The sequence below is a fragment of the Nocardia carnea NBRC 14403 genome (assembly GCF_000308515.1).
In the GTDB taxonomy this organism is placed as follows: Bacteria; Actinomycetota; Actinomycetes; order Mycobacteriales; family Mycobacteriaceae; genus Nocardia; species Nocardia carnea.
The window spans coordinates 19,058-44,987 of record NZ_BAFV01000068.1 but is presented as its reverse complement, the minus strand read 5'-3'; the positions used below and the strand labels follow the sequence as shown (position 1 = coordinate 44,987).

Annotated in this window: 25 protein-coding genes; 13 read left to right on the top strand and 12 right to left on the bottom strand. The window is 66.9% G+C overall.

All coding sequences use genetic code 11. From position 1 onward, the window contains the following. The first annotated feature begins 583 nt into the window (after nt 1–583). Both ON22_RS23840 and ON22_RS23835 read left to right on the top strand, forming a co-directional pair. The gene (locus ON22_RS23840) at nt 584–1,387 is read left to right on the top strand and encodes an alpha/beta fold hydrolase (protein WP_033247019.1); all 804 of its coding nucleotides are present in this window, start codon (nt 584–586) and stop codon (nt 1,385–1,387) included. A gap of 24 nt (nt 1,388–1,411) precedes the next feature. Continuing rightward, nucleotides 1,412–1,756 carry a zinc ribbon domain-containing protein YjdM gene (locus ON22_RS23835; protein WP_043740550.1) on the top strand — a complete coding sequence of 115 codons (345 nt, stop codon included), beginning with the start codon at nt 1,412–1,414 and terminating at the stop codon, nt 1,754–1,756. Between the two features lie 121 nt (nt 1,757–1,877). Here the strand turns inward: ON22_RS23835 and ON22_RS23830 are convergent, their stop codons facing one another. The 5 genes from ON22_RS23830 to ON22_RS23810 form a co-directional block, all read right to left on the bottom strand. Continuing rightward, nucleotides 1,878–2,240, bottom strand: coding sequence for a YybH family protein (locus tag ON22_RS23830; protein ID WP_033247018.1), 363 nt, complete (start codon nt 2,238–2,240; stop codon nt 1,878–1,880). A 74-nt stretch (nt 2,241–2,314) separates the two neighbouring features. Continuing rightward, a complete protein-coding gene (locus ON22_RS23825; RefSeq protein WP_033247017.1) occupies nt 2,315–2,695 on the bottom strand; it encodes a DUF5313 family protein in 381 nt (126 codons plus the stop codon). Then, entirely contained in the window at nt 2,692–4,332 is a 1,641-nt protein-coding gene (locus ON22_RS23820) for a SulP family inorganic anion transporter (protein ID WP_051158012.1), read from the bottom strand. Before ON22_RS23820 ends, ON22_RS23825 begins: the two co-directional genes overlap by 4 nt. Before the next feature lie 2 nt (nt 4,333–4,334). Beyond that, nucleotides 4,335–6,221, bottom strand: coding sequence for a phosphoenolpyruvate carboxykinase (GTP) (locus ON22_RS23815; protein WP_051158008.1), 1,887 nt, complete (start codon nt 6,219–6,221; stop codon nt 4,335–4,337). A gap of 97 nt (nt 6,222–6,318) precedes the next feature. Further along, nucleotides 6,319–6,621: an ArsR/SmtB family transcription factor gene (locus ON22_RS23810; RefSeq protein WP_033247016.1), complete on the bottom strand. Its 303-nt coding sequence runs from the start codon at nt 6,619–6,621 to the stop codon at nt 6,319–6,321. A gap of 215 nt (nt 6,622–6,836) precedes the next feature. Here ON22_RS23810 and ON22_RS37425 point away from each other — a divergent pair, with 215 nt between their 5' ends. From ON22_RS37425 to ON22_RS23800, 3 genes are read left to right on the top strand one after another with little or no spacing between them, the layout of a single operon-like run. After that, nucleotides 6,837–7,013: a hypothetical protein gene (locus tag ON22_RS37425; RefSeq protein ID WP_174375626.1), complete on the top strand. Its 177-nt coding sequence runs from the start codon at nt 6,837–6,839 to the stop codon at nt 7,011–7,013. Between the two features lie 53 nt (nt 7,014–7,066). After that, on the top strand, nt 7,067–7,321 hold the full coding sequence (locus ON22_RS23805; RefSeq protein ID WP_033247015.1) for a type II toxin-antitoxin system ParD family antitoxin: 255 nt from the start codon (nt 7,067–7,069) through the stop codon (nt 7,319–7,321). After that, nucleotides 7,318–7,608 (top strand): type II toxin-antitoxin system RelE/ParE family toxin, encoded by a 291-nt coding sequence (locus tag ON22_RS23800; RefSeq protein ID WP_033247014.1) that lies wholly within the window; start codon nt 7,318–7,320, stop codon nt 7,606–7,608. The genes ON22_RS23805 and ON22_RS23800 overlap by 4 nt, the downstream gene beginning before the upstream one ends. Nucleotides 7,609–7,654: 46 nt before the next feature. Here the strand turns inward: ON22_RS23800 and ON22_RS23795 are convergent, their stop codons facing one another. Then, entirely contained in the window at nt 7,655–8,218 is a 564-nt protein-coding gene (locus ON22_RS23795; RefSeq protein ID WP_228802551.1) for a hypothetical protein, read from the bottom strand. 366 nt (nt 8,219–8,584) lie between these two features. Here ON22_RS23795 and ON22_RS35930 point away from each other — a divergent pair, with 366 nt between their 5' ends. Next, complete coding sequence (locus tag ON22_RS35930) at nt 8,585–9,847, top strand: recombinase family protein (RefSeq protein ID WP_081595794.1); 1,263 nt, start codon at nt 8,585–8,587, stop codon at nt 9,845–9,847. A gap of 221 nt (nt 9,848–10,068) precedes the next feature. Here ON22_RS35930 and ON22_RS23785 read toward each other — a convergent pair whose 3' ends face one another. The 4 genes from ON22_RS23785 to ON22_RS23770 are packed head-to-tail and all read right to left on the bottom strand — an operon-like array spanning nt 10,069 to nt 14,787. Beyond that, nucleotides 10,069–10,926, bottom strand: coding sequence for a hypothetical protein (locus ON22_RS23785; RefSeq protein ID WP_033247013.1), 858 nt, complete (start codon nt 10,924–10,926; stop codon nt 10,069–10,071). After that, nucleotides 10,908–12,500: a hypothetical protein gene (locus ON22_RS34895; protein WP_051158005.1), complete on the bottom strand. Its 1,593-nt coding sequence runs from the start codon at nt 12,498–12,500 to the stop codon at nt 10,908–10,910. The genes ON22_RS23785 and ON22_RS34895 overlap by 19 nt, the downstream gene beginning before the upstream one ends. Beyond that, nucleotides 12,497–13,279: an AAA family ATPase gene (locus tag ON22_RS23775; protein WP_081595792.1), complete on the bottom strand. Its 783-nt coding sequence runs from the start codon at nt 13,277–13,279 to the stop codon at nt 12,497–12,499. Before ON22_RS23775 ends, ON22_RS34895 begins: the two co-directional genes overlap by 4 nt. Next, a complete protein-coding gene (locus ON22_RS23770) occupies nt 13,276–14,787 on the bottom strand; it encodes a TnsB C-terminal domain-containing protein (RefSeq protein WP_051158004.1) in 1,512 nt (503 codons plus the stop codon). Before ON22_RS23770 ends, ON22_RS23775 begins: the two co-directional genes overlap by 4 nt. A gap of 254 nt (nt 14,788–15,041) precedes the next feature. Here ON22_RS23770 and ON22_RS23765 point away from each other — a divergent pair, with 254 nt between their 5' ends. The 4 genes from ON22_RS23765 (at nt 15,042) to ON22_RS23750 (ending at nt 20,228) form a co-directional block, all read left to right on the top strand. Continuing rightward, a complete protein-coding gene (locus ON22_RS23765; protein ID WP_033247012.1) occupies nt 15,042–15,779 on the top strand; it encodes a phosphoglyceromutase in 738 nt (245 codons plus the stop codon). Nucleotides 15,780–16,035: 256 nt separating this feature from the next. Beyond that, nucleotides 16,036–18,087, top strand: a complete 2,052-nt coding sequence (locus tag ON22_RS23760; protein WP_033247011.1) for a CocE/NonD family hydrolase — start codon at nt 16,036–16,038, stop codon at nt 18,085–18,087. Nucleotides 18,088–18,306: 219 nt separating this feature from the next. After that, nucleotides 18,307–19,542 (top strand): sensor histidine kinase, encoded by a 1,236-nt coding sequence (locus tag ON22_RS23755; protein ID WP_033247010.1) that lies wholly within the window; start codon nt 18,307–18,309, stop codon nt 19,540–19,542. Continuing rightward, entirely contained in the window at nt 19,539–20,228 is a 690-nt protein-coding gene (locus ON22_RS23750; protein ID WP_033247009.1) for a response regulator, read from the top strand. Before ON22_RS23755 ends, ON22_RS23750 begins: the two co-directional genes overlap by 4 nt. Before the next feature lie 241 nt (nt 20,229–20,469). Here ON22_RS23750 and ON22_RS23745 read toward each other — a convergent pair whose 3' ends face one another. Together ON22_RS23745 and ON22_RS23740 are read right to left on the bottom strand one after the other, a co-directional pair. After that, entirely contained in the window at nt 20,470–20,874 is a 405-nt protein-coding gene (locus ON22_RS23745; protein WP_156052409.1) for a hypothetical protein, read from the bottom strand. Nucleotides 20,875–21,078: 204 nt separating this feature from the next. Continuing rightward, on the bottom strand, nt 21,079–21,927 hold the full coding sequence (locus tag ON22_RS23740) for a DUF3109 family protein (protein WP_063820649.1): 849 nt from the start codon (nt 21,925–21,927) through the stop codon (nt 21,079–21,081). A gap of 143 nt (nt 21,928–22,070) precedes the next feature. On the opposite strand from ON22_RS23740, the gene ON22_RS23735 reads away from it, so the two are divergent. The 3 genes from ON22_RS23735 to ON22_RS23725 are packed head-to-tail and all read left to right on the top strand — an operon-like array spanning nt 22,071 to nt 25,657. Then, on the top strand, nt 22,071–23,099 hold the full coding sequence (locus tag ON22_RS23735; RefSeq protein WP_033247008.1) for a Ppx/GppA family phosphatase: 1,029 nt from the start codon (nt 22,071–22,073) through the stop codon (nt 23,097–23,099). Continuing rightward, nucleotides 23,096–24,775, top strand: a complete 1,680-nt coding sequence (locus tag ON22_RS38125) for an Rv0497 family membrane protein (protein WP_051158001.1) — start codon at nt 23,096–23,098, stop codon at nt 24,773–24,775. The genes ON22_RS23735 and ON22_RS38125 overlap by 4 nt, the downstream gene beginning before the upstream one ends. Before the next feature lie 12 nt (nt 24,776–24,787). Then, entirely contained in the window at nt 24,788–25,657 is an 870-nt protein-coding gene (locus tag ON22_RS23725) for a sugar phosphate isomerase/epimerase family protein (protein WP_051158000.1), read from the top strand. Nucleotides 25,658–25,930 lie beyond the last annotated feature (273 nt).

The window sequence follows — 25,930 nt, the reverse complement described above, 5'->3', positions numbered from 1 at the left end:
GCAACGTCCGGAGCGACGTGGCATGCGATCAAGATGATCACAGCCGCCACGACGATCATGAAGATCACCACTCGCGCCCACACCATCTTCGGTGCGGTCAGCTTCCGCGGGCGCAGCGTTCGTAGATCGAGCATTGTCTTACCTCTCCCCGGGTATGAGCGCCCGTCTCGTTGTTGGCCCGGATGGGTGCTCTCCTGTGGATCGGCGTCCCGGCCTGCCGATGCCCGAATCCACAGTGACTGCCTGCAAGCAGACTCTGTGCGGATCTCGGCTCACCTGGCGGAAACATTTGCCCAGGTCGGCACAAGAGCTACCGCAGATAATCATCAGTTACCTGCGGTAGCTCCTTAGCGCCGGATCCCGGCTGGCTGTCACTTCTGAGCCACCGCCGACATCGGGATCATCCAGGTTCGGCTCCTTGCTGCTCGGCGATGTTCGACGCGCAGCGCAAGCCTCTGGATCCACGGTGCTGGTCACTGCGAGGTGCGGACCGGCCCAGCAGAAGCCGGGTGCCGGTGGAGGACGCCGACCTCACCCTAGCTAAAGTAGTTGCTAACTTTAGCAATCAGACACCTGGAGAAGAATGCCTCTCACCGCACTCAACGGCGTCCAGATCAGTTACGAGGTCACCGGCTCGGGTTCGCTGGTCCTGCTGATCATGGGCAACGGCAGCCCTGGCCGGGTCTGGCGTACCCATCAGGCGCCCGCGCTGGTGAAGGCCGGGTTCCGTGTCGCCACGGTCGACAACCGCGGTATCGCGCCATCGTCGGAATCGGCAGCCGGGATCACGATGCCCGATCTCGTCGACGATACCGCCGCACTGATCGAGCACCTGGGTACACCTGCGCATGTAGTCGGCACCTCGATGGGATCGCGCGTGGTGGCCGAACTCTGCCTGGCCCGACCCGAATTGCTCGGCAAGGCAGTTATGTTCGCCGCCACAGCCCGGCCGCATCCGGTGGCCGGCACGCTCAACCGCGGTGAGCAGGCCCTCTACGACAAGGGCATTGAGCTCCCGCCGGAGTATGCCGCCGCGATCAAAGCCATGCTCAACCTCTCCCCACACACCCTGGAGGACCCGGGCACGGCGCAGGAGTGGCTCGATATCTTCGAATTCACCTCGGGCAAGGGCACTCCCGGCACCCGCGCCCAACTTGGCATGGACCGCAGCCAGGACCGCCGCGCCGCCTACGCCGCGATTCGGGTGCCGAGCCTGGTCGTCGGATTCGCCGATGACCGGATGGTGCCCCCGCGTTTCTGTCGCGAAGTCGCCGAGGCGATCCCCGCCGCGCGGTACCACGAAATCGAGCGCTGCGGGCATTACGGATATCTCGAGCGCCCCGAGGAAGTGAACCGCGTCCTGATCGACTTCCTCACCACCCCCTGACCTTCCACCGAAACGAGACACTCGATGAGTCATACGCTGCCGCCCTGCCCCGCGTGCGCGTCGGTGTACACCTACGAACTCGGGGCTCTGCTGGTGTGCCCGGAATGCGCCCATGAATGGGAACCAGCCGAGGTTACCGGCGACGATAGCGACGTGATTCGTGATGCCGTCGGCAATGTGCTCACCGACGGTGACACCGTCACCGTGATCAAATCCCTCAAGGTCAAAGGCAGCCCCACCGGCATCAAGGCAGGCACCAAGGTCCGCAATATTCGCCTGGTCGCCGGGGTGGGCGATCACGACATCGATTGCAAGGTCGACGGCATCGGGCCGATGCAGCTGAAATCCAGCGTGGTGAAGAAGCTCTGATCGACGACCGGCGCCGAAGCTATGCGGTATCGAGTCCGGTGGCGTGTGGTCACATCCACTGTAAGTGGCACGCGCCACCGGCCATCGAGAACAGTTGATCACCGGCGCTTTCTGATTGGATCTACCCGGGCAGGCTGGGCTGATCGATCATCCACAGCCACGTGCCATCGGCCTGGCATCGAGCGATTTCGACGGTGACGCCGCTGTCGCCCAATCGGACCGAGGTCAGTGCCACATCTCCATTGCGGACTGTCGGTAACTGTCTCCCGGGCGTGAACGCCGGCGCGTCGGCGACGATATGCGCGTAGGCCGTGCGGATCTCACTGCTGCCGGTGGCAACACCGCCGTCGGGTAGTGCCAAGACCGCATCCGACTCATACAAGGCCACCAGCCCCTCGACGTCACCCGCGTTCAGACGCTCCACCACGAGCCGGCTCAAGTCCTCCGGTTGCCACGCCCGCTCACGCTCCTGACCACCATTCATCGTTCACCTTCCTCACGGGCTGGACCCCACGGCCAGCTCCGCCCGGGACCTTGCCAGAAGGCGCCGACATCGTTTCAGCGCCCGTGGCGTCGTTCGTAGGCATCGCGTTCCGCGGCGTGTTTCTGGCGCTCTCGCACATCGGCCAGTGCCGGGTCGAGTCCGTGCTTGGCGAGGCGGTGGCGGCGGTAGACGTACATGAGCGCGGTTGTGAAGTAGATCAGTGGCAGGTACAGCAGCGCCATCATCGCCAGCCCCATCCACAGCGGTCCCGGAATGAGCAGGAACACGCACAGCGGCGCAATGATCGGCAGCAGGATCCGCAGATGGTATCGGCGGGCCGCGCCGGGGCCTGTGAGATCGTCGATCACCCACCGGTGCATCGACGGCGGCAGCGTCGCGCCGCCGATGTAGCGCACACGCTGGGTCAAGGTCGGCGTGGTTGCTTCGCCGCTCATCGAATTCCTCCGACCGGTTCGGGAAGGTCGCCGCGAGCGTGGGCGATCGCGTCGACCGTGTTCGCGAAGATTGCCTCCTCACCGGCAGCGGGCAGCGCACCGATTGCGGTGAGGCGGCGGAGGTGATCGGCGCGGAGCCCGGACATGAGCACGGTGATGTGGTGGTGTTCGAGCTTGCAGATGGCGTCTTTGAGCACGAGCGCGCCGGTCGTGTCGAGGGCGGTGACGCGGGACATGCGCAGGATGACGACTTTCACGTCGGAGACATCGGCCAGTTCGAGCAGGAATCGATGCGCGGCAGCGAAGAACAGCGGGCCCTCGATGCGGTAGGCGACGATGTGGTCGCGCAGCAGGTCGTGTTCTTCGGTGAGGTGGTCGCCCTCATCGAGGGGAACCTGGTCCAAGCGGGCTTCGCGGGCCACCGAGCGCAGGGCCAGCAGGACCGCGATACCGACACCGATAGCGACGGCGGTGACCAGGTCGAAGGCGACAGTGGCGGCGAAGGTGATCACCATGATCGCGGTATCACCGCGAGAGGCGCGGGCGATCGCGGCCAGGGACGCGGTTTCGACCATTCGCACCGTGGTGGCCAGCAGCACACCGGCGAGGGCGGCCAGCGGTATCTGGGTGACCAGGGGCGCGGCGAGGTAGAGCAGGGCGGCCAGCACGACCGCGTGGGTGAGGGAAGCGAGGCGGGTGCGGGCGCCGGAGCGGACGCTGACGGCGGTGCGGGCGATCGCGCCGGTGGCGGGGACGCCACCGAACAAGGGTGCGGCGATATTGGCCAGGCCCTGGCCGAACAGTTCGCGGTCGGGGTTGTGGCGGGTGCCCACCGACATCGAGTCCGCGGCGGTGGCCGACAGCAGTGATTCCAACGCAGCGAGCGCGGCCACGGCCAGCGCGGGCGCGATCAGTGATCCGAGCTGGCCGGGGTCGAGGAACCCGAGGGAGGGGGCGGGCAGCCCCGCGGGCAGGGCCCCGATGCGAGTGAGGTCCAGACCGGCGAGCCCGGCCACAGCGGTAGCCACGGCGACCGCGACGAGCGCGAAAGGCAGTTTGGGCAGGTACCGGCCGCCGATCAGCACCGCGGCAGCGACCAGCAGTGCAGTGACCGGCGGGGCAGGGTCGGGATGGTCGAGGTAACGGCCGACAGCGTCGGAAGCCAGCTGCCACATCTTCTCACCCTCGGCCTCGCCGACGCCGAGGGCAGACGGGAACTGCTGCAACGCGATCACCACGGCGATACCCGCGGTGAATCCCTCGATCACCGGCGCCGGCATATAGCGGACCGCACGCCCGACACCAGCCGCAGCGAGAACGACCAGCACCACACCGGCCATCAACCCGACAGCCAGGACGCCGGGGCCGCCGTGTTCGGCCACGATCGGCAGCAACACCACGGTCATGGCGCCGGTAGGACCTGACACCTGGAACCGGGAGCCACCGAACACCGCGGCCACCACACCGGCGATGATCGCGGTGGCCAGACCCGCAGCGGCGCCGAGACCCGAGCTGATCCCGAAACCGAGCGCCAACGGCAACGCCACCAGCGCGACGATGACACCGGCGAGCAGGTCCGGTCCCGGGCGGCGCAGCCCCGGCGTCCAGTCCGCCCGGGTGGGCAGTAGCGCGCGCAGGGTCACGACGCCCCGGCAGTGGTGTCGGCGGGCCGGGCCGGAGTGTGCGCCAGGCGGTTCTTCAGCGCAGCGAGCTGATCACACAGCGGTCCGGGGAGCGTGTCGGCACCGATGCTGGCATACCAGTCCTCGATGGAGGCGACCTCGGCGGCCCATTCGTCGTGGTCGACTTCGAGCGCGGCCCGTACGGAGCGTTTGTCGGTGTCGGAGAATCCGGACAGGTCCAGTGTGTGCGGCACGGGGACGTAGCCGATCGCGGTGGTATCTGCTGCCGCGGTGCCCTCGATCCGCTCCAGCGCCCATTTCAGGACGCGGACGTTGTCGCCGAATCCGGGCCACAGGAACCGTCCGTCGGTGTCGCGGCGGAACCAGTTGACCTGGAAGATCTTCGGCAGCTCGGCCGGGTCCGCTGCGCTGCCAAGGCGCAGCCAATGGGCGAAGTAGTCACCGACGTGATAACCCAGGAACGGCAGCATCGCCATCGGGTCCCGGCGCACCACACCGACCTTCCCCGCGGCGGCGGCGGTGGTTTCCGAGGACAGCACCGAGGCAGTGAACACCCCGTGGGTCCAGTCGAAGGATTCGGCGATCAACGGGATCGTGGTGGCGCGGCGGCCGCCGAAGAAGATCGCCGAAAGCGGGACCCCGGCCGGGTCGTCCCATTCCGGGGCCACCGACGGGCACTGCTCGATCGGGGTGCAATACCGCGAGTTCGGGTGCGCCGCCGGGCCGGTTGCGGACTCTGGGGTCCAGTCGTTGCCGCGCCAATCGGTCAGATGTGCGGGCGGCGTATCGGTGAGTCCTTCCCACCACACGTCTCCATCATCGGTGAGGGCGGTGTTGGTGAAGATCGAGTTGCCGTGCTCGATGGTGGCGATCGCGTTCGGGTTGGTCTTCGCGCTGGTGCCCGGGGCGACTCCGAAGAACCCGGCTTCCGGGTTCACCGCATACAACCGGCCGTCGGGACCGAACCGCAGCCAGGCGATATCGTCGCCGACGGTTTCGGCCTTCCATCCCTCCAGGGCGGGTTCGAGCATGGCGAGGTTGGTTTTGCCGCAGGAGGACGGGAACGCCGCCGCCACATAATGGGTGCGGCCCTGGGGTGAGGTGAGTTTGAGGATCAGCATGTGTTCGGCCAGCCACCCCTCGTCGCGGGCCAGAACCGAGGCGATCCGCAGGGCGAAGCACTTCTTGCCCAGCAGGGCGTTGCCGCCGTAGCCGGAGCCGTAACTCCAGATGGTGCGGTCTTCGGGGAAATGCGCAATGTATTTCGTGTGGTCACATGGCCACGCCACATCCTGTTGTCCTGGGCTCAGCGGTGCGCCGACCGAGTGCAGGCATCGGACGAATTCGGCGTCGTTGCCGAGCTGGTTCCACACTGCGGCTCCGGAGCGGGTCATGATCTGCATCGATACCGCCACGTACTCCGAATCGGTGATCTGCACACCGTATTTCGGGTCCTCGGCGTCGAGTGGGCCCATGCAGAACGCGATCACATACATGGTGCGCCCGGCCATCGCGCCGCGATAGTGCTCGGTCATCACCGTGCGCATATCGACCGGATCCACCCAGTTGTTCGTCGGCCCCGCATCTCGCTTGTCGCATGAGCAGATGAAGGTGCGGTCTTCCACTCGCGCCACGTCCTCGGGATCGGAGGCGCACCAGAACGAATTCGGCTTTCCCGACAACTCGACAAAGGTGCCCTTGTCCACCAGGCGGGCGGTCAACCGGTCCCACTCCTGGCGCGACCCGTCGCACCACACGACATCCTCGGGTGCGGTCAGATCAGCGATCTCGGCCACCCAGGCCAGGATCTGTGCATGACCGGTAGGCGCGGCCATCGACTCCACCGCCGCCATGTGATCGGCCTCCACCAACATCTCCTCCATCAACAACTAGATGACTATGTAGGAAAACATGCAAACAGCTGCGCGGAATCACCACGACCTGATAGACGAGAACAGGAGGCCGCCAGCGATCCGGACTTCAGGCGGGCTGTTCTTCCAAAGCCTCCGCCTGTCCCGCCACGACCCCGGTCAAGATGGCGCGCGCCGCGGTCAGCAGCTGCGCCACCTGCGGTGAGGTGAGCTCATAAGTCACCGACAAACCCTCACGACGACTGGTGATCAACCCGGCCCGCCGCAGCACCGCCAACTGCTGAGACAGATTCGCCGGCTCGATATCGATATCGTTGAGCATCTCCGAGACCGCATGCTCGCGCTGGCTGAGCAACTCCAGGACCCGGATCCGCACCGGATGCCCCAACGTCTTGAAGAACTCCGCCTTCATCTGATACAAGGGTCTGCTCGAACCCGGCACCGTTTCCGCCTTCCGTCGACGCACCCAACCGCACATAACCACGCTACTTGCACACATTAACAAACAGAAAACCTGGCGATGGCTCATCCGCCCTCACGCGAGGCGCATCTCACATCCTGGACAACAGCGTTGCCCGGCCCACCCACCGCGGTACTCGCGGCGAGGACATACAGCACAATCAGAGCATGAGCGGCATCGACGAACCGACCGCCACCGCCCCACTGGAGGCGATCACCGCAACACCACAACAGATGGGAAGCTTCCGGTTCTGGTTTGCTGACCAACGCTGGGAATGGTCACCGGAAGTCGCCCAGTTCTACGGCTACGACCACACCGTCGAACCCGCCACCGACCGCCTCTGACCAGGGGAAAAGAATCACCGACCCGCTATACCAAAAATTGGTATTATCGGTTCGTGGGCAAGAACACCTCCTTCAGCCTCGACGAGCACTACAGCTCGTTCATCGACGGCGAGGTCGCCTCGGGCCGCTACCGCTCGGCCAGCGACGTCGTCCGTACAGCACTGCGGCTGCTGGAAGATCGCGAGACTCAGTTGCGTGCCCTGCGCACCGCGCTGATCGACGGGGAGAACAGCGGAAAGTCGACACCCTTCGACTTCGACGCCTTCATTGCCCGCAAACGGGCCGACGGCGGCGCGGGCAGCCGGTGAGCCGGTATCTTCTCTCCCCCGCCGCGCAGGCCGATATCGATAACATCTTCGAATTCACCTGCGAGCAATGGGGATTCGAGCAGGCCGAGAAGTATGTACGCGAACTCCAGTACGCCATCGAGCGCGCCGTGGCGAACCCCGGCATCGGCCGGGCGTGTGATGAGATCCGCCCCGGCTACCGTGCACTTCCCGCTGGATCACACACCCTCTACTACCGGATCAACGGGGACGTGATCGATGTCGTGCGAATCCTGCACCAGCGCATGGACATCGACCGCAACCTGTGACCAGCAGGGCTTCCGGCCGTTTCATCAGATAGCCCCCAGGGCACAGTTACTGGCTCGGCTCCGGGGTGGCGGTTCTGCTCAGGAGCTGGTCATAGGGTTCGAGCGAGGGCGGCTGCCGGTCGTCGTCGATGCGGATCTCGGGGTTGCTGCGGATATCCAGGAGCGGGAGGCCGTGTTCGGCGCCCATCCGGTCGACCCAGCGGATGAATTCGAGTGCAGAGCCGGCGAACATCCGCCGGACCCGGTCCTGGAAGGCGCGTACATCGTGGCCGGGCAGGAAATCACGCGTGGATATCTCGCCGCACCCGCAGCCGCAGGGCCGTTCCCGGAATTGCGCTTCTTCGGGGAGATCGCAGTAGCCGACGGGATGGTTCGAGGCATTCATCACGGGATCGGATTGCCCGATCCATGCATCCCGTACCGGGTGGCCCTCGGCGAGCACGTCGCCGTCGACAGCGACCCGATCACCGTGGACGGCGACCCCGGTGATCTCGCCTACGGCGCATACCCGGCCATCACCGATGATCAACGCAAATTGCTCCCGGGATAGACGTTCTTTGTTGGCCTTCCATGCTCCCCGGCCAGAGACCCATGCCTCCCCTTCGGTCATTCTCGGAAAGTAACCGACATGCTCTCGCCCTAGTGGATCGTCAGTCACTGGTGAGAAGTATCCAAGCTTGAACCGGACTGCCATGCACCCACTCCTTGATACGTTCCGGTATGATAAGAACCAGCGTGCATCGTTGTCACTCAGGTTTCAAGCGGTGATTACGCAGTGCGATAGTCGGATTCGTATTGACGGTGGCACGTCGCCGGGAACCCGGTTGCGTGGCCAGTGTGCCGGATTCGGAGGTTGTCGGAAAACAATCGTTTGTCGACAACCTGATGTGAGCGGGAGAAACCCCAGGACGTGAGTGTCGGAAACCCGTGTCGGAAAACAATGTCGGCAAACCACATTTCGGCTATTTTCGACACCATGTTGATCGGCTACGGGCGGGTGTCGACCGCCGAACAGAACCCCGCCCACCAGATCGACGCCCTGCGCCGCGCCGGCGTCGAACCCGCCGATGTCCATATCGATACTGCCAGTGGCGCGAAGGCATCGCGACCGAAACTCGATCTCGTGCTCACCCTGGCGCGCCGCGGCGACACCATCGTCATCACCCGCCTCGACCGCCTCGGCCGGTCGGTGCTGCACCTGATCACCCTCGGCGCACAGCTACGCGAGCGCGGGATCGGGTTGAAGGTCGTCGAGCAGGGCATCGACACCGACACCGCCGAAGGCCGCGCCATGTTCGGCATGCTCAGCGTGCTGGCGGAGTTGCAGCGGGAACTGATCCTCGCCAACACCCGCGACGGCCTCGAAGCTGCCCGCGCACGAGGCCGCACAGGCGGCCGCCGTCCGAAACTCACCGCCCACCAGGTCGAACAGGCCCAACGGCTCTACGACGAGGGCCGCCACACCGTGCAGCAGATCGCCGACATCCTCGGCGTCAAACGCGGAACCCTCTACGGCCACCTCGACAAAACCCGTATCGGTACCCGGCCCCACTCCGGCCCCGCAACCAAAACACCAGCTGCTGCTGCGGTGGCGGTGAGCCCCGCAGGGCAGACGGCCGATGCCGTGCCGGTCCTCGCTGACGCTGCGGCCTCGGTATCGGTGATCTCCGAACGGGAAACCCGAAGGGCCATCGGCGATCCGGACGACCTGTTCGATATCGCCCCGGCCGATCCCGAACCGGCGCCGGCCCACCCAAAACCTGCTGCCGTCACGGCCGCCGACAACGACGACGATGAGCGGTACGAAACCAGCGACACCGCATCCGGTCTCGTTCGCCGGCGGCCGAATCTGGCGTGGCGGCTCAAGCAGACCGCGCACCGCAACCTGCCCGAGGCTCCGGCGGTGTGCCCGAACCCGATGTGCGGCTACACCAGCAGCGACACCTCCGAGCGGGGGCGGATGCTCGAAGACATCCAGGTCGTCTGGCTCGAACCGGCCGACGACGGCGGCCTGGTCGAACGGCGCCACTGCCAACGGTGCCGTCCTCGCGACGTGCCGATCACCGACATCGAATGCGCAGCCTGCGACTGCGGCGGCCCCCTGCTGACCGGGCCCTACGCCACCGAACTCCTCGACACCGGGGAACTACCGATGCTGGTACGCCGATGGCTCGCGGTCCGCCGGTGGCGAAGCACCGCCGCCGGGGTGGTCTGCCCGGATCACCCGGCCCCGAAGTGACCTACGCCCTAGATTTCGGTAGATGATCGGAGACCGGCTCGAACAGCCTGGGTTTGATCAGGTTCGACTCCATGTCCTTCCTCTCCTCCCAGCTGACCGATGGCGTGGAGGTGGGTGGCCGGTTTGGCGATGATCACCGGCCGCGGCACATAGTGCGGGTCGAGGCCAACGCCGCCGAGCTACTGCGCCAGGCACACGAGCACCGTCGGTGAGTGTCACGGTCACGCTGCCGTCGAGGAATCGGGGCGCGGTGGTGGCTCCGTCGATGCCGGGCGGGCGGCGAGGCCGAGCGCGAACATCACGTCGGGATGCACCTCCAGCTCATTCACACCGGTACCGCGGTGGGTGGGGCCAGTGCGATGGATCGCGATGCGCTGTCGGGCCAGCATGCCGGTGGGGTCGACGGTGTAGGCGTTGGTGGATTCCTCGTGCAGGCCGATGGAATCCGGGAAGGGTTCCAGGACTTTGTTGCGGACGAGTTTGACCAGCTCGACCGCCTCGTGCGGGCCCAGGGGCACCCGGCGCACGCGCTGGTCGGTGAAGGCCGCGCGCAGGTCGTCGGGCAACACTGCGGTGCGGATGAGCACGGTGAGCCGGTCGTCGGTGGCCACAACCCGCAACGCGGTCGGTTCGAGCTGGCGGGCGAGAACGGTCAGCGCCTGATCGAGGCGCCGCCGGGACCAGCCGCTGCGAGCCAGGAAATCCGCGATGCCGAGCCCGTCATGGATCACCAGCAGCGCCAGCACGCACCCCGCGTCATCGGCTTCACCGCAACCGCTGTCGGGCGGGAGCCGAACATTGGTTGGGTCGCCGTCGATGACCAGGTCGTCCAGCGGCATGTCCAGTATCCGGCGCAGCCGGTCGAGAACGGTCAGGCTCACCCCGCGCTGATCGCGGTCTTCTTCGAGTGTGTCGAGTCGGACTCCGAGGGCGGTGTCGAGTTCTTTCGCGGTCAGTCCCAGGTGCGCGGCCTTGCTGCGGATGGCGTCGTAGTGCAGCCGTGGCCCGCTTGCCGGAACACGGTGCTGGCCAGGTGCAGTCGGTGACCGGTCCGGGCGGGTCACTGCGGGTTCACCCATGGCTGCGGCCAACGGGTCTTCACGGTCCAGTCGGTCTCGCGGTGCAGGCTCGGCCCGACCCACCAGCCTTGAATTGTGATGTGCCAGTGGCGGTCGGCCGGCGCCGGTGGCGGCAGCGCGGTCCCACATGCCGCCGCGGTTCCGTTCAGATGCCGCGCCGCCGCGCCGACACCGGCGCTGAGCAGAGCACGATCCGGTGCGCCACCGCGCAGCTGGAGAAAGGTGCGGGCCGCGACCAGCAGCGCCCGGGCCGGCTCGGGGACGGCGAAAGCATGGCGTGTGCGGGCGCTGTCACCCCACTTCCGTGGTGCGCTATCCGTACCCAGGGCAAGTAGTGCGCCGTCATCGGACAGGGCACCGGTCGGGATCTGGGACAGATAGGCGGCCGGAAACCCGGTGAACAAGGCGGTTGCCAGTGCGGCAGCATGGACCGGGCTGGCAGTGCCCGACCGAATGCGGGCGATGACCGATTGCGTGACCGGGGCGCCGGTGAGCCCAGGACCGGCGGCGGTGAACAGGTCGCGGGGTAATTCGATCAGCAGTCCGTGCAGTAGGCATCCGGCTTGGGCTCCGCGCAGTAGCGTGATGGTGTGGCGGCGGGTGGGGCTGTCGCTCACCAGTTCGGTGAGAAACCGCTGCAATTCGAAGGTGTCGTCGAACCGTTGCGGTAGTCTTACCTGGTCTCGCCGGCGGCCCACGCACAGCAGCCCAGCGGCCAGCGTGCGCAGGTCATGAGCGGAGTAGCCGTTGACCAGCAGCTGTGTACCCAGCTTGGTTTCGTTCGCGGACAATCCGATGGGCAGCAGCGACCGCAGATACTCCGCCGGTTCCTCGTCCGCGGTGATCGGCCCGGGATCGGGCATCGCGTGCATCCACCGGCACGCGGCAGCCATCCCGGTCGTATAGACCGCATCCACGCGGGCGAACTCCGCGGCCGCCAGACTCCGATACGCCTCGGCCCGGAAGCCTGTGACCTCACCATCAGGAATCGGCGGGAGCTCGGTCGGCGAATCCGGCGCCGCCCGCGCAGGCTTGATGCGGCTCGTGGAACCGATCACTTCACCGACGTCTCTGATCACCTGATGCGCGGTCCCGGCCGGCAACCGCCGGACCAGCCGATACGGACCCTCACCGTGAATGACCAGCACCAGCCGGATTCCCGCGTAGAGTCGCAGATCGACCAGGCGCTCCAGGCCCGCCGCCGAGAGCCGGTACGCGCGCAGCACGATCACCTGATCGATATGCAGCGCGGTGACCCAGGCTTTGACCGCCTGCCACGACGGAATCACTCCGGAAACCCGCTCCTGCGACGGCCGCGCCACCGCACACCCCAGCGCTGCCAGCAGATCATGGGCCAGCGGCGCGGCACCGGTGGTGGCCGGGGTCGGATGCACCGTGATCCGGCCCGCCACCGGGTCACTGAACTCCAGCAGGACCTGGGTGACCGCGGCATCGTCGTCGTGGTCGGACACGATCATCACCGGCGGCACCAGCCGGTCGGCCGTATATCCCACCGGAGGGTCGTCCCAATCGTCGACCGGCACACCCGCGTCCGCATCCGAGGCGCCGGTCATCCGGTGCGTCCGCTGAGCTTGGTGAACACCCAACCGAGCACATCATGGTCGACGGTGTCACGCTCCAGCCGTCCCAACGCCCGGTCCGCATGCGCGGTGATCTTGGCCCACGACCGGAAATTGCCATGTCCGGCGTGTGCGTCGGCGAACTCGATCACCTCCGGATCCGCGTTCTCCCAGATCGGGTGATACGCCGGAATCACCCGCACCACCTGCTCTCGGGTCATCCGCCGGAACTCCTGCCCCACATACACCCTCGACGACAGCATCGGTTCACGCCGCAGCACCTGATAACAGTCCCCGCCGCCGACGAACACGATCGCGATATCGGTGCGCCGGTCATCCCACAAATGCCGCCAATACTCGAAACACTCCCGCGACAGCCACTGCGCCTCATCACACACCAGCACCCGGAACCGTTCGGACAGCACGTCTTTGAGGACGTGGTCGAACTCGATCGGCTTGCCCGGCGGACAACCACTGATGGCCAGCGCGTCGAACAACACATGCCGGATATCGCGTGGCGTCGGCCGCGCACGGAACTGCACCCGGCACACCATCCCCGGCGCCAGCCGCCGCAGCGACGCATTCACCGACAGTGTCTTGCCCAGCCCCGCATCCCCGTGCACACACATCATCGCCTTCGCCGCGATCACATCGGCGAGATTGTCCTGGGTGAGTAGCAGCGAGTCGGTGGCCACGATATTCGCTCGCGGAAGACCGAGGAAATGATCGGCCTGTTCATCACCGACGTCCAGGCCGGGGTTGCGTGCACTCACCGGGTGCGGGTCCTTCCCTCGTCGTTGTCGCGGTCCAGATCGACCGGCAGCACCCAGCCCGGCGCCGGCGGTGAGAGCGGGATCAGGTCCGGGCGCGACCAGCGCGCCAGATCCTGGTCCCGCTCATCGGCGAGTTCGCGTTCGGCCTCGGCCACCGTCACCGTGTCCAACCTTTTCGCCGGCTGCGGGGTCGTGGTCGCGGCATACCGGGCACGGCGGGCCTTCTCCGCCGCGGCCAGGTCCGCACGCAACTGCCGGGCCTTGCGGTTACGAGTCCGGCGTACCGCGGCCACCGTCTCCGGCGGCGCCTGATCAGCCAGCACCGCGGTCCCCAGGTGCACACCGGATTTCGCGTCGAACACTTCCACCTCATGGGTGTGATGCGGCATATACCGCAACCGCACCGCCGTGCCGACCCGGCCCACCATCCAGTCCGCCACATAGCGGCGGCCCCGTCCGAACCCGATCCCTTTCGTGGTGATCTTGCGCTGGCGGCGGTCGTCTTCGAGGGTGAACATCCACAACTTCGCCGCATCCACGTCATGAACCGGTGTCGGATCATCCAGCCACGACTGCAACGGAGTCCGGTCTCCCAGCTCCCGGATCGTGTGCTCACCGTTCCACCACTCCACCCAGCCCAGCAGCTCGGCGGTGAACGCCTCGAACGTCAACGCGGGCTGGTCAGGATCCACCGGGACACCGTTGACCTGGGTCTGGCGGTGGGTATAGCGCGGCATCCCCGCGAACAGCATCTTCTTCACCGCCCCGTTCACCATCTCCACCGACCCCTTCCCGAACGGGGTATACGGCGCCAAGTCATCCACTCGCACCGCGAACGCCCCCAACGCCTCACACACCGTCCGCGACAAGAAATCCTTGCCCTGATCGATGCGTACCGCCCCGGGCAACCCGCCCGCCGGACCATACGGCGCGGACCGCAGCACCGCCGCCCGCAACGCCGCCAGGATCGGCTCCCGGCTCGGCGCCTGCGGCGTCACCGCTGTACCCAAGATCACGTCATGCGCCGCGTCGACGAACCACGTCACCCACGGCTTCACCAACCGGCCATCCACCTCCACTTGCACCGACGCCTCGACATGATCGGCCTCCCACGCGTCGTTCCGGAACGACGCCGGCCGAGTCAAGAACACATCGAAACGCCGCCGAGCCCGCTCACCGGCCCGAAGACCCGCCAGCTCCCCAGCCGTCAAATCACGTTTAATCGCGCGCTGCACCGTCCGCAGATCCGGCGCGGCCGAACCACCAGCCTTCTCGGCCTCGACCAGCTCACGATGCAACGCCGCGGCGTTTCCCCGCCAATACGCCAACCGCACCCGCAACCGCTCGTCGATACTGAACCGCTCACGCCGCACAGGAACAGCCTGCGACCGGCGCGCCCGCAGCCACCGCCACACCGTACGCTCGGCAACCCCCAGCGCCTGCGCCGTCAACCCCACCAGCTCACTGGTCAACTGCCCATGCTCATCGAGCTGGACCAGCCGATCCATCGCCGCTTGGCGAAGCGCACGCACGTGTTCCTCGACCACCGGCCCAACCCACCCAATCCGCAAGGCTGCGCCAAAGCAGCACAAGCACCTATCGCCGACTACCAGGCGACATTCGATCACGAATCAGATAGCCACGAGAGCAGAATCACTGACATTATTGTGTCGCCTACATACTGACAATTGAGCGTCGTGTCGCAGTTCACCGCCCCCGGCCCGCGCCGCTGCCCTATACGCAACATGGCAGGATTACCCATATGACCTACACCCTCGTTTTGCTGCGCCACGGCGAGAGCGAATGGAATGCCCTGAACCTGTTCACCGGCTGGGTGGACGTGCACCTCACCGATAAGGGCATCGCCGAGGGTAAACGCGCCGGTGAACTGCTCGCCGAACACGGCATCCTGCCCGATATCGCCTACACCTCGCTGCTGCGCCGGGCGATCTCGACCGCGAATTTCGCGCTCGATGCCGCCGATCGGCACTGGATTCCGGTGGTCCGGGACTGGCGGCTCAACGAGCGGCACTACGGCGCGCTGCAGGGTAAGAACAAGGCCCAGATCCGTGACGAATACGGCGAGGACCAGTTCATGCTGTGGCGGCGTAGTTACGACACCCCGCCGCCGCTGATCGACCTCGACGACGAATACAGCCAGTCCGGTGACCCGCGGTACGCCGATATCGAGGTTCCGCGCACGGAATGCCTGCTCGATGTGGTCAACCGGATGGTTCCGTACTGGGAATCGACGATCTCGCAGGAACTGAAGACCGGCAAGACGGTGCTGGTGGCCGCGCACGGTAATTCACTGCGTGCGCTGGTGAAGCATCTGGACCGGATTTCCGACGACGATATCGCGGGGCTGAATATCCCGACCGGGATTCCGTTGCGCTATGAACTCGACGAGGATATGCGGCCGGTGCGGCCGCGGGAGTACCTGGATCCGGAGGCCGCTGCCGCCGGGGCCGCCGCGGTGGCGAGCCAGGGTGGTCGCTGAGAAATCGTGAAAAGCGCCGCAGCCTGTGATGGGTTGCGGCGTTTCTGGTTTCGGGGCTGTGGTGGTGTGCCCACCCGTGGTCCGGGGTGTTTGTGAATTTTCCCGGTGGGGTGCGAATCTCTTTGTGGTTGGATACGGAATTGTTTCGGGTGAAATCGATTTCGGGCGGAATCTGTCCCAGAAACCCTCGTTACCCGCCGGTAACGCTGTGTATGCTCTCGATCATTCGACCAGCTCGAGAGATGGATCACGACCTATGAAGTTCGTGTTACGCGCCACTGTGGCAATGGCCGCCGTCGCGCTGCTGGTGCCGCTGCTGGGCGGCGGCGCCGCGGCAGCGCCGGTGGTGACGGGACCGGATGGGGGAGCGGCGGGGGCGCAGTGGGCGGCCACCCACGACGGGCCGCAGCAGTACCCGAATATCCACATCACCTGGGATGTACCGATCACGATGAGTGACGGCACGGTGCTGAAGGCGAATGTGTACCGGCCTGCCGATACCGCATCGCGGCCGATCGACACCCGCACACCCGTGCTGGTGAATATGACGCCCTACACCAAGCTGGCCTCCAACCTCGTCGATCACATGGGGTCCGTGCCGGGCCTGTCGGATGCGGTGAGTCAACTGGCCCGCGATATCGATATGACCGGGACCCCGCTGTCCGGGCTCACCGATCTCACCAAGGCGCTCGGTGGCGGCGCGATGCGGAACTTCGCCGTGGACCGGCAGCTGGTGAAGAGCGGCTATGTGCAGGTCGTGGTGGATGTCCGGGGGACGGGGTTCTCCCAGGGCGTATGGGACATGCTGCGGCAGCGGGAACAGGCCGATACCGTCGAGGTGATCGATTGGGCCTCCCGGCAGGCCTGGTCCGACGGTCAGGTCGGGATGACCGGTATGTCGTATTCGGGGATCAATCAGCTGCAGGCCGCCGAGAAGCATCCGCCCGCGTTGAAGGCGCTGTTCCCCGTGGTGCCGGGTAGTGATCTCGCCCAGGATGTACTCATGCCCGGCGGCGGGTTCGGCTTCAACTTCATCCCACTCTGGATGACGCTGATCAACGCGACCAAATGGATGCCGAATGTGGAGTCCATGGTCAACGGCACCTTCGATCCGCGGTGGTTGCACGATCGGCTGTCTTCGCCGTTCACCTACCTGGACGTTTTCCTCAACGCCTACACCACCCCGCGGGTAGAGGATCTGGATCCGCGGTTGCAGGAGATGATCCGCGGCGACAGCCCCGACCGGCAGGCCTGGCTGGGGGACCCGTCGAAAATCGAGGTGCCGACCTTCGTCACCGGTGGCTGGCACGATCTGTTCACCTACTCCGAATCGCAGATCTACAACCAGATGTCGCTCGCGCCCGGGCAGAAACAGCTGCTCATGGGCGATACGTACCACATCAATTCGGGTAGCGAATCGGGTAAACCCGGATTGCCGCCGCGGTTGGACGTGCTGCAGCGCGCCTGGTTCGACAGGTGGTTGAAAGGTATCGACAACGGGATCGATCGCTATGGGCCGGTGACCCTGCGGCAGCAGGGCGGAGGCTGGGTCACCCGGGACGGTTTCGGCGAGAGCGCCCCGGCCGATCAGCAGGCCGAACACCGCCGAATGTATCTGTCCGCGGCACCCAGCGGGACCGGCGGCCACAGTGCGCACGACGGATCGCTCACCACCGTCGCCGACAGTGCCGCGCGGCTGACCGTCGCGCCGGGCCTCACCGGTTTGTGCTCCAACGACGCCGGCCAGGCCACCGCGGGCGTTATCGCGATCATCAATGCCTGTGGTGCGGATTCGCGGATCCAGGAATCGAACGGGCTGACCTTCACCAGTGCCCCGGTTACCGAAGCCGTGGATATTTCCGGACCGATCGCGGTGCATCTGGAGACCGTGCACGACGCGGCCGACGGCTACTGGTCGGTGACGGTCAACGATGTGGCGCCGGACGGGCAGTCGCGGGTGTTGTCGTCGGGGCAGCTGATGGCTTCCCTGCGGGAGATCGATGAATCCCGCAGCAGCCGGTCGGCCAACGGCGACTACACCGATCCGCGGCCGTTCGTCACGATCGAAAACCGGCGGCTCACCGTGCCGGGCGAGGTCACCACACTGGATATCGCGGTACCCGCGATCGAGGCGCGGCTGGAACCGGGGCATCGGCTGCGGGTGGATGTCTATGCCGGTAATCCGCCGAAGGGGGTGCCGCCGCTGCCGATGCTCCTCGACACCGGGTTCAAACCGCAGCATGTGCAGCTCGACCCGAACCGGCCGAGTTTCGTGAACGTGCCGGTGCGCGGAAACCCCGGTTGGTGAACACCCGCCGGCTCTGAACGATGCGAACCCCGTTGCGTCCCAGACGCAACGGGGTTCGTTGTTGTCGGGAGGTGGAACACGCCCGGAGCGATTCCAAACCAGGTCCATGCCCAACAATGCGTAAACGCCCGGCGAACACCGCCGTAATCGCCCGTGACCTGCGTGAAACTTCACCGACCCCGGGTTTGTTTACGCGTCGTCGACCGTACGATTCTTGGTGTGAGCGTTCCCCAGGCCGTACTACTGGCAGTCCTGGCGGCTGTCGTCGGACTGGCCGTCGGTGGATTGGTGATCCCGTATGTGAACGCCCGGACGGCGCAGCGCCGCCAGGCCGACTCCGGGCTCACCATGTCCCAAGTTCTCGACCTGATCGTGCTCGCCTCGGAAAGCGGTATCGCGGTCGTGGACGAGTACCGCGATGTCGTGCTCGTCAACCCGCGTGCCGAGGAGCTCGGCCTGGTGCGCAACCGGTTGCTCGACGAACGCGCGTGGGAAGCGGTGGAGAAGGTACTGTCCACCGCCGAATCGGCGGAATTCGATCTCACCGCGGAGAAACCCACACCGGGCCGGGGCCGGATCGCGGTGCGCGGTCTGGCCCGGCCGCTGTCCCCGGAAGAAACCAGCTTCACCGTTCTGTTCGCCGACGACGATTCCGAACAGGCCCGGATGGAAGCCACCCGCCGCGATTTCGTCGCCAATGTGAGCCACGAGCTGAAAACCCCCGTCGGCGCGATGAGCCTGCTGGCCGAAGCACTGCTGGAATCGGCCGACGATCCCGAGGCGGTCCGGCATTTCGGGGAACGTGTCCTGGGCGAATCCAACCGGCTCGGGAAGATGGTTACCGAGCTGATCGCGTTGTCGCGCCTGCAGGGGGCGGAGAAACTGCCCGAACTCGAGGTCGTGGATGTCGATACGGTGGTCAGCCAGGCCGTGGACCGTTCGCGCACGGCCGCCGAAGCCGCCGGGATAACGGTCAGTACCGATCGGCCCAGCGGGCTCGAGGTCCGCGGCGACGAAACGCTGCTCATCACCGCCCTGTCGAACCTGGTGGAGAACGCCATCGCCTACTCACCGCGCGGCTCACATGTTTCGGTCAGCCGTTCGGTCCGCGGAAACTATGTCGCGATGGCCGTCACCGACCGGGGGATCGGGATCGCCAAGGACGACCAGGAACGCGTTTTCGAACGGTTCTTCCGGTCCGATAAAGCGCGCTCGCGCGCGACCGGAGGAACCGGTCTGGGCCTGGCTATCGTGAAACATGTGGCTGCCAACCACAACGGTGAGATCACGCTGTGGAGCAAGCTCGGCACCGGCTCGACATTCACCCTGCGCATACCCGCGCACCAGGAGACCGACGGTAACGGCGCCGCCGGTCTGCCCGTGTTGACGAAGAGAGAACCCAGCCCGCGGCCGTCCGGCCCGGGCCGATCGAATGGTGTGGAGGCACGCAGATGACGAGTGTGTTGATCGTCGAGGATGAGGAATCGCTGGCCGATCCGCTCGCCTTCTTGCTGCGCAAGGAAGGTTTCGAGGTCACGGTCGTCGGTGACGGCCCCTCGGCGCTCGCCGAGTTCGACCGTTCCGGCGCCGATATCGTCCTGCTGGATCTGATGCTGCCCGGGATGAGTGGTACCGATGTCTGCAAACAGCTGCGCACCCGCAGCGGGGTCCCGGTGATCATGGTCACCGCGCGCGACAGCGAGATCGACAAGGTGGTCGGACTGGAACTCGGTGCCGACGACTACGTCACCAAACCGTATTCGGCGCGCGAACTGATCGCCCGCATCCGGGCGGTGCTGCGCCGCGGTGCCGGTGACGAACTGGATGCCGGTAGCGAGAACGGTGTACTGGAAGCCGGTCCGGTGCGGATGGATGTGGACCGGCACACGGTGCTGGTGAACGGCAACCCGGTAACCCTGCCGCTGAAGGAATTCGACCTGCTCGAATACCTGCTCCGCAACTCCGGCCGGGTCCTCACCCGCGGCCAGCTGATCGACCGGGTGTGGGGCGCGGACTATGTCGGCGATACGAAAACCCTCGATGTGCACGTCAAACGACTGCGGTCGAAGATCGAAGCCGACCCGGCCCGCCCCGAGCACCTGGTGACCGTGCGCGGCCTGGGGTACAAGCTCGAGGCTTGAGCGAGTCACTTCCATGTGGCCGGCGGCGCGTCACCACGGAAGGCTCTCGCTCGGACCGAGGGGCATAACCCGAGTGCGTCGGAGCCGACAGCGGCAGGGGCCCCTCGTCACGAAGTATCTCCTCGGCCCGCGGACAATGCCTGAGCCGACAGGACCCGAAGGCGGCCTCGCCAGGCGGGGCGTCCTCAGGCCGAGGGACACAGCCTGAGCGAGCGGGCCCGCCGCCGGCCGCCGGTAACCTTCAGGGGAAGTAGATCCAGACCTCGCCCACGGGTGTGTCGTTCCGGTGCAACGGTGCCCAGCCCAGGCCGTCCTCCTGGCTGCAGTCGTAGAGGGGCACGGTGGTGCCGTTGCCGCGGCAGACGATACTGCGCCGGGTTCCGTGCGGGCTGAGTACCAGCTGTTTGCCCGTATCGCGGGCGGCCAGCGCGTCGGGGGCGCCGAGCGGAATGAATTCGGCGGTGTGGTCGGAGAACTGATGCGGGTCCGTGGCCGGTTGCGCGTATGCCCCGGCCGCAGCCGCGGTCATACCGGCCCCGATGAGGACGACAGTGAACAGGGCGCGGGTTGCGGCGGCAGCCCGCACGGTGTGTGCCCCGCGGTCGGCCGGACGTAGCGTCGCGGGGGGCCACGCTGGTCGCGCCACCGCACGTTCCTGCGGTACCGATGGGCGGTTTCCTGGGCTACGGCGAGCCGATAGAGGTGTCCTGACGGCAACCGCGGCGGTATGTGGACGGCGTCCGCCGGGGTGGGGCGGGAACTTTCCAGCGGGCCGAACGGACGTGATGTGGAGTGCAGCGAATCGCCCGACTTTCATGGCGCGGCCTCCGGTGGGTGGGGGTTATCGCAGCTAGAGTCCCCGGATTTTATCGGGCGCCGGCGGTAAACCGTTGTGACGCGCCCGGGCCTGGCGGCGGGCCTCGGTGGTCGCGGGGTGTTCCGCGATGATCGGGGTGCCCTCGCGCCGGCGCAGCTGCCGCTCGAGCTCCCGGTAGGCGGGCTCGCCCAGCAATTCGATGAGTTCGGCGCGGTAGGCCTGCCAGACCGGCCGCTCGCCGATATGCGCATCGGGGGAGCCGGAGCAATACCAGTCGAGATCGATCCCCCCGGGACCCCAGCCGCGCCGATCGTATTCGGTGAGTACCGTCCGCAGGATCTCCACACCGTCCGGCCGGGTCACCCACTCCTGGGTCCGGCGGATGGGGAGCTGCCAGCAGACGTCGGGTTTGACGGTATGCGGTTCCAGGCCCCGGCGTACGGCCATGATGTGCAGGGCGCACCCGGCACCGCCCGGGAAATCCGGCCCGTTGTGGAAGATGCAGGCATCGTTGTGGCGCCGAGTCCGCTCGGCGGGTTCGCCGTCGAGTTCGTCGGTTTCCAGATAGGACTTGCGGCTGATCTTGCCCTTGTCGTTGCGAGCCTTCTCCATCAGCTGCCAATCGTCGGCGGTCAGCATCTTCACCGCTTTGCGCAGCCGTTTGCGATCGTCGTCGTCGGAGAGGAACGCGCCGTGTGTACAGCAGCCGGCGTCGGGTTGTTCGGCGATGATCCCCTGGCAGGCGGGGGTGCCGAAAACACAGGTCCAATGGGAGAGCAGCCACGTCAGATCGGCGGCGATCAGATGTTGGTCGTCGGCCGGATCCACGAACTCCAGCCACTCTCGCGGGAAGTCGAGTGGCACTTCCCGGCTCGGCCGCATCTTCGGCATCGGAAGATCGGCCGAGGTGTGCCCAGTGGGGGTGGGCACCGAGTCGTTCGTGGCTGCGCCAGACGTCACAACCCCTAACGCTAACACCACGACCAGGTCGATTGCTGTTCAGGTGGACCAAGTACCGTGTTCGTGTGCGTCTAGGTGTCCTCGATGTCGGCAGCAACACCGTTCACCTACTGGTGGTGGACGCACACAGGGGTGGTCATCCCATGCCGATGAGCTCGACGAAGGAGTCGCTGCGGCTCTCGGAGAGCATGGACGACGCCGGGCGGATCACCGCCGAGGGGGCGCAGCGACTCGTCGATACGGTGGCCGATCTGGCCAATCTGGCGATCACCTCCGGCTGTGCGGAACTGATGGCGTTCGCCACCTCGGCGGTACGCGAGGCGACCAATTCCGACGAGGTACTCGAGCGGATCCGTTCGGAGACCGGCGTGGATCTGCGGGTGCTGGCCGGGGTGGACGAGGCACGGCTGACGTTCCTCGCCGTTCGCCGCTGGTACGGCTGGAGCGCGGGCCGGATCCTCAATCTCGATATCGGTGGCGGTTCGCTCGAGGTGAGCAGCGGTGTCGACGAGGAAGCCGATGTGGCGCTGTCGCTGCAGCTGGGGGCCGGCCGGTTGACCCGCAAATGGCTGCCCGAGGACCCGCCGAGTAAACGGCGGATCGGCATCCTGCGGGACTGGCTCGCCGCCGAACTGGTCGATCCCGCCAAACAGCTGCTGGTGCCCGGTAAACCCGATCTGGCAGTGGGCACTTCCAAAACCTTCCGGTCGCTGGCCCGGCTCACCGGTGCCGCCCCCTCCGGTGCGGGGCCGCGGGTACGGCGGACGCTCACCAGTTCGGGACTGCGGCAACTGATCGCGTTCATCTCCCGGATGACCGCGGCCGATCGCGCCGAGTTGGAAGGGGTCAGCGCCGATCGTTCGCAGCAATTGGTCGCCGGGGCCCTTGTCGCCGAGGCCGCCATGCGCGCACTTTCCCTCGATACGCTGGAAATTTGTCCGTGGGCGCTGCGCGAAGGGCTGATCCTGCGCAAACTGGATACCGATATGGATGGTGGACCACTGACAACGAACGCTCCGAACGCGGCGGCCGGCAACGGTTGGGCGCCCGGTGGCAGTACGTCGGCGGGCCCGGTCGAAACGGTGCCTTCATGAGCAGGAACTCCAATCAGCTGTCGGTCGCCGAACTCCTGGCCCGTAACGGCCAGCAGCCGAGCTCCGGCGGCGGCGGACGCAGACGGCGCGGAGGCCGCGGTGTCTCGGTCTCCGAGCTGACCGGCGATCTTCCGGTCGTCGACGGCGGTACCGCGCACGCGGCCGCCGACGAGGACGAGGACCCGGCCGGTTCGCCCGCGGATTACCCGCCTGCCGGCAACGGATACGCGCCGCACGGCTATGCGGGTGAACAGGTTTCGGGCGGAGAGCCGAGCCAGTCGCCGATGTCCGGGCCGATCACGGTGTACAACCCGCTGGCCCCGCCCCCGGACGACGCCCCGCCCGCACGCCTGGGTGAGCCGAGCCCGTACCCGGCCGGCGAGGCCGCACCGTCGCGCGGCGGCCGGCGCCGGCGGCCCGAACCGGACGACGACGAGCCTCCGGCCGACGCGTACCCGGGCACCGATCCGGATCAACCCTGGGAGACCGGCCCGCCGCTGCCCAGTGGCGGCCGGGCGGCGCGCAGACGGGCGGCGGAAGCCGCCGAGGCCGCGTCGGTGGTGGAGGATTCGCCGCCCCCTGCGGCGGAGAGCCCCGCGGGATACGGTCTTCCCCCGGCCACCGGTGGTTTCGGTCCCTTCCCCGCGCCCGCACCGGCCGCGCCGCCGGAGTTCGGGCATCCCGATAGGGGACCGTCCTGGCAGGCGCCGGAGAGCGGACCCCCGCGGCTGGGGCCGCCGGCACCCGCCACCGAGGCATGGCCCGCACCCGCACCCGCTACCGAGGCATGGCCGGCGCCCGCACCCGGCGACGATCCGCGGCCCAAGCTCGAACGCCGCCGCCGTGGTGCGCGCCCCCTGCCCGATCCCGCCCCCTGGCCGGAACCTGCGCCGGGGCAATCCGGCGAGCCGGCGAACGCGGATCAGGCGACCGCGGTGTGGTCACTGGCCGAACCGAACCAGGGGGCGCCGTCGGGCCCACCGGTTCTCGGCGCCCCGCCGCTCGAGAAGACGGACCGGGGCCGGCGCCGCGGGAAACGCAACGATCACCCCGGCCCCCCGGCGCCGAATTTCCCCGAGCCCGGCCCGCCGCCCCCGGATTTCCCGGCCGACGACGGTTTCCGCAATACCGATATGTATGCCACGGATGTGCACGGGCCCATGCCGCCGGCACCGGGCCCCATGCCGCGTGAGCACGGCACCGACACCGGCGATTTCGAGCCGGATTCCGATTTCTACGCTGTCCCCGAGGACGAGATCGACGATGGGCCCCGCAAGGGGCGCAACCGGCTCTCCCGTTCCGGCAAACCGGGTGCGGCGAGCACGAAATTCGGTGGGGCGAGCGGCAAACTCGCTGCCGCCCGCTCGCGATTGGCCTCCGGCGGCCGGGAACGGGACAGCGCGGAAGCGGTGGATCCCCGGAAGCAATGGATCATGCTGGGTGCCCAGAGCGTCGGCGCGGCGCTGGCCGGGATGCTGATGTTCAAGGGTTTCGAAATGCTGTGGGAGATGCAGCCACTGATGGCGCTCGCGCTGGCGGTCGTGGTGATCCTCGGTCTCGTGGCCCTGGTGCGGATCCTGCGCCGCACCGACGATATCTTCAGTACCGTGATCGCCGTGGTCGTCGGTGTGTTCGTGACATTGGGGCCGTTGGCATTTCTACTCAGTACCGGCTGAGCGAGGGCGACGATGGCAGGCAACACTCCCGCGGCCCGGCCGCGGGACGGGGGGATCAAGGTCGGTCTGTCGACCGCCTCGGTCTATCCGCAGAACACCGAGGCCGCCTTCCGTTATGCGGCCGAATTGGGTTACGACGGCATCGAACTGATGGTGTGGGCCGAACCGGCCAGCCAGAGTATCGATATCGTGCGTGGGTACTCACGTAAATACTCGGTGCCCGTCCTCGCAGTGCACGCGCCGTGCCTGCTCATCTCGCAGCGGGTGTGGGGTGCCGACCCGGTGGCCAAACTCGCTCGAAGCGTGCGCACCGCCGAAGTTCTCGGCGCCGATACCGTGGTCGTGCATCCACCGTTCCGGTGGCAGCGCCGCTATGCCGAGGGTTTCGCCGAACAGGTGGCCGATCTGGAGCGGCAGAGCTCGGTGGCCGTCGCCGTGGAGAATATGTTCCCGATGCGGGCCGATAAATTGTTCGGCCGCCGGTCCGGCGACATCCGGCGCCTCGAACGCCGCGGCGGTCCCGGCCTGGCGCTGACCGCGTTCAGCCCCGGCTACGACCCCACCGAGATCGGGTTCCAGCACTACACCCTGGATCTCTCGCATACCGCGACCGCGGGTACCGACCCACTGGTCCTGGTCGAACGTATGGGTGAAGGCCTGGTCCACCTGCACCTGGCCGACGGCCGCGGGGCCGCCCACGACGAACATCTGATCCCCGGCGAGGGGACGCAGCCCTGTGCGGAGGTGTGCGCCGCGCTGGTCGGCAACGGTTTCACCGGGCACGTGGTTGCCGAGATCAACACCCAGGAAGCGCGCACGACTGCGGCCCGCGCGGCCATGCTGACCCGCACCCTGGACTTCGCTCGCGAACAGCTGTGTTGATCCGCGCTCCGAAAACCCGGCGGCCTCCCGCGGAGTTCGGTCACCGTGAGACATGTCATACAACGGGCGGTCCAACGGGCAGGAAGGCCTACACCTCTCATAGGTCCCTTGGAATCACCCGTAGGCTGTTCCCTCGGGAACGGCACCACCGCGGCGCCGAGTCCAGCGAGGCCCTCGAAGGGTTGAGGCCGCGTCGTGCTTCCGCCCTCGATGCGATGCGGCGCAGCCGCGAGTGTCGAGGGCGGAAGCACGACGCCTAGGGGCCTCAACCCC

Excerpts from the sequence above, each read along its gene's own strand:
- ON22_RS23840 (WP_033247019.1), top strand. The coding sequence starts at position 584 with ATGCCTCTCACCGCACTCAACGGCGTCCAGATCAGTTACGAGGTCACC.
- ON22_RS23835 (WP_043740550.1), top strand. The coding sequence starts at position 1,412 with ATGAGTCATACGCTGCCGCCCTGCCCCGCGTGCGCGTCGGTGTACACC.
- ON22_RS23830 (WP_033247018.1), bottom strand. The coding sequence starts at position 2,240 with ATGAATGGTGGTCAGGAGCGTGAGCGGGCGTGGCAACCGGAGGACTTG.
- ON22_RS23825 (WP_033247017.1), bottom strand. The coding sequence starts at position 2,695 with ATGAGCGGCGAAGCAACCACGCCGACCTTGACCCAGCGTGTGCGCTAC.
- ON22_RS23815 (WP_051158008.1), bottom strand. The coding sequence starts at position 6,221 with ATGGAGGAGATGTTGGTGGAGGCCGATCACATGGCGGCGGTGGAGTCG.
- ON22_RS23810 (WP_033247016.1), bottom strand. The coding sequence starts at position 6,621 with ATGAAGGCGGAGTTCTTCAAGACGTTGGGGCATCCGGTGCGGATCCGG.
- ON22_RS37425 (WP_174375626.1), top strand. The coding sequence starts at position 6,837 with ATGAGCGGCATCGACGAACCGACCGCCACCGCCCCACTGGAGGCGATC.
- ON22_RS23795 (WP_228802551.1), bottom strand. The coding sequence starts at position 8,218 with ATGACCGAAGGGGAGGCATGGGTCTCTGGCCGGGGAGCATGGAAGGCC.
- ON22_RS35930 (WP_081595794.1), top strand. The coding sequence starts at position 8,585 with ATGTTGATCGGCTACGGGCGGGTGTCGACCGCCGAACAGAACCCCGCC.
- ON22_RS23785 (WP_033247013.1), bottom strand. The coding sequence starts at position 10,926 with ATGGGTGAACCCGCAGTGACCCGCCCGGACCGGTCACCGACTGCACCT.
- ON22_RS34895 (WP_051158005.1), bottom strand. The coding sequence starts at position 12,500 with ATGACCGGCGCCTCGGATGCGGACGCGGGTGTGCCGGTCGACGATTGG.
- ON22_RS23770 (WP_051158004.1), bottom strand. The coding sequence starts at position 14,787 with ATGGATCGGCTGGTCCAGCTCGATGAGCATGGGCAGTTGACCAGTGAG.
- ON22_RS23765 (WP_033247012.1), top strand. The coding sequence starts at position 15,042 with ATGACCTACACCCTCGTTTTGCTGCGCCACGGCGAGAGCGAATGGAAT.
- ON22_RS23760 (WP_033247011.1), top strand. The coding sequence starts at position 16,036 with ATGAAGTTCGTGTTACGCGCCACTGTGGCAATGGCCGCCGTCGCGCTG.
- ON22_RS23750 (WP_033247009.1), top strand. The coding sequence starts at position 19,539 with ATGACGAGTGTGTTGATCGTCGAGGATGAGGAATCGCTGGCCGATCCG.
- ON22_RS23740 (WP_063820649.1), bottom strand. The coding sequence starts at position 21,927 with ATGCGGCCGAGCCGGGAAGTGCCACTCGACTTCCCGCGAGAGTGGCTG.
- ON22_RS38125 (WP_051158001.1), top strand. The coding sequence starts at position 23,096 with ATGAGCAGGAACTCCAATCAGCTGTCGGTCGCCGAACTCCTGGCCCGT.
- ON22_RS23725 (WP_051158000.1), top strand. The coding sequence starts at position 24,788 with ATGGCAGGCAACACTCCCGCGGCCCGGCCGCGGGACGGGGGGATCAAG.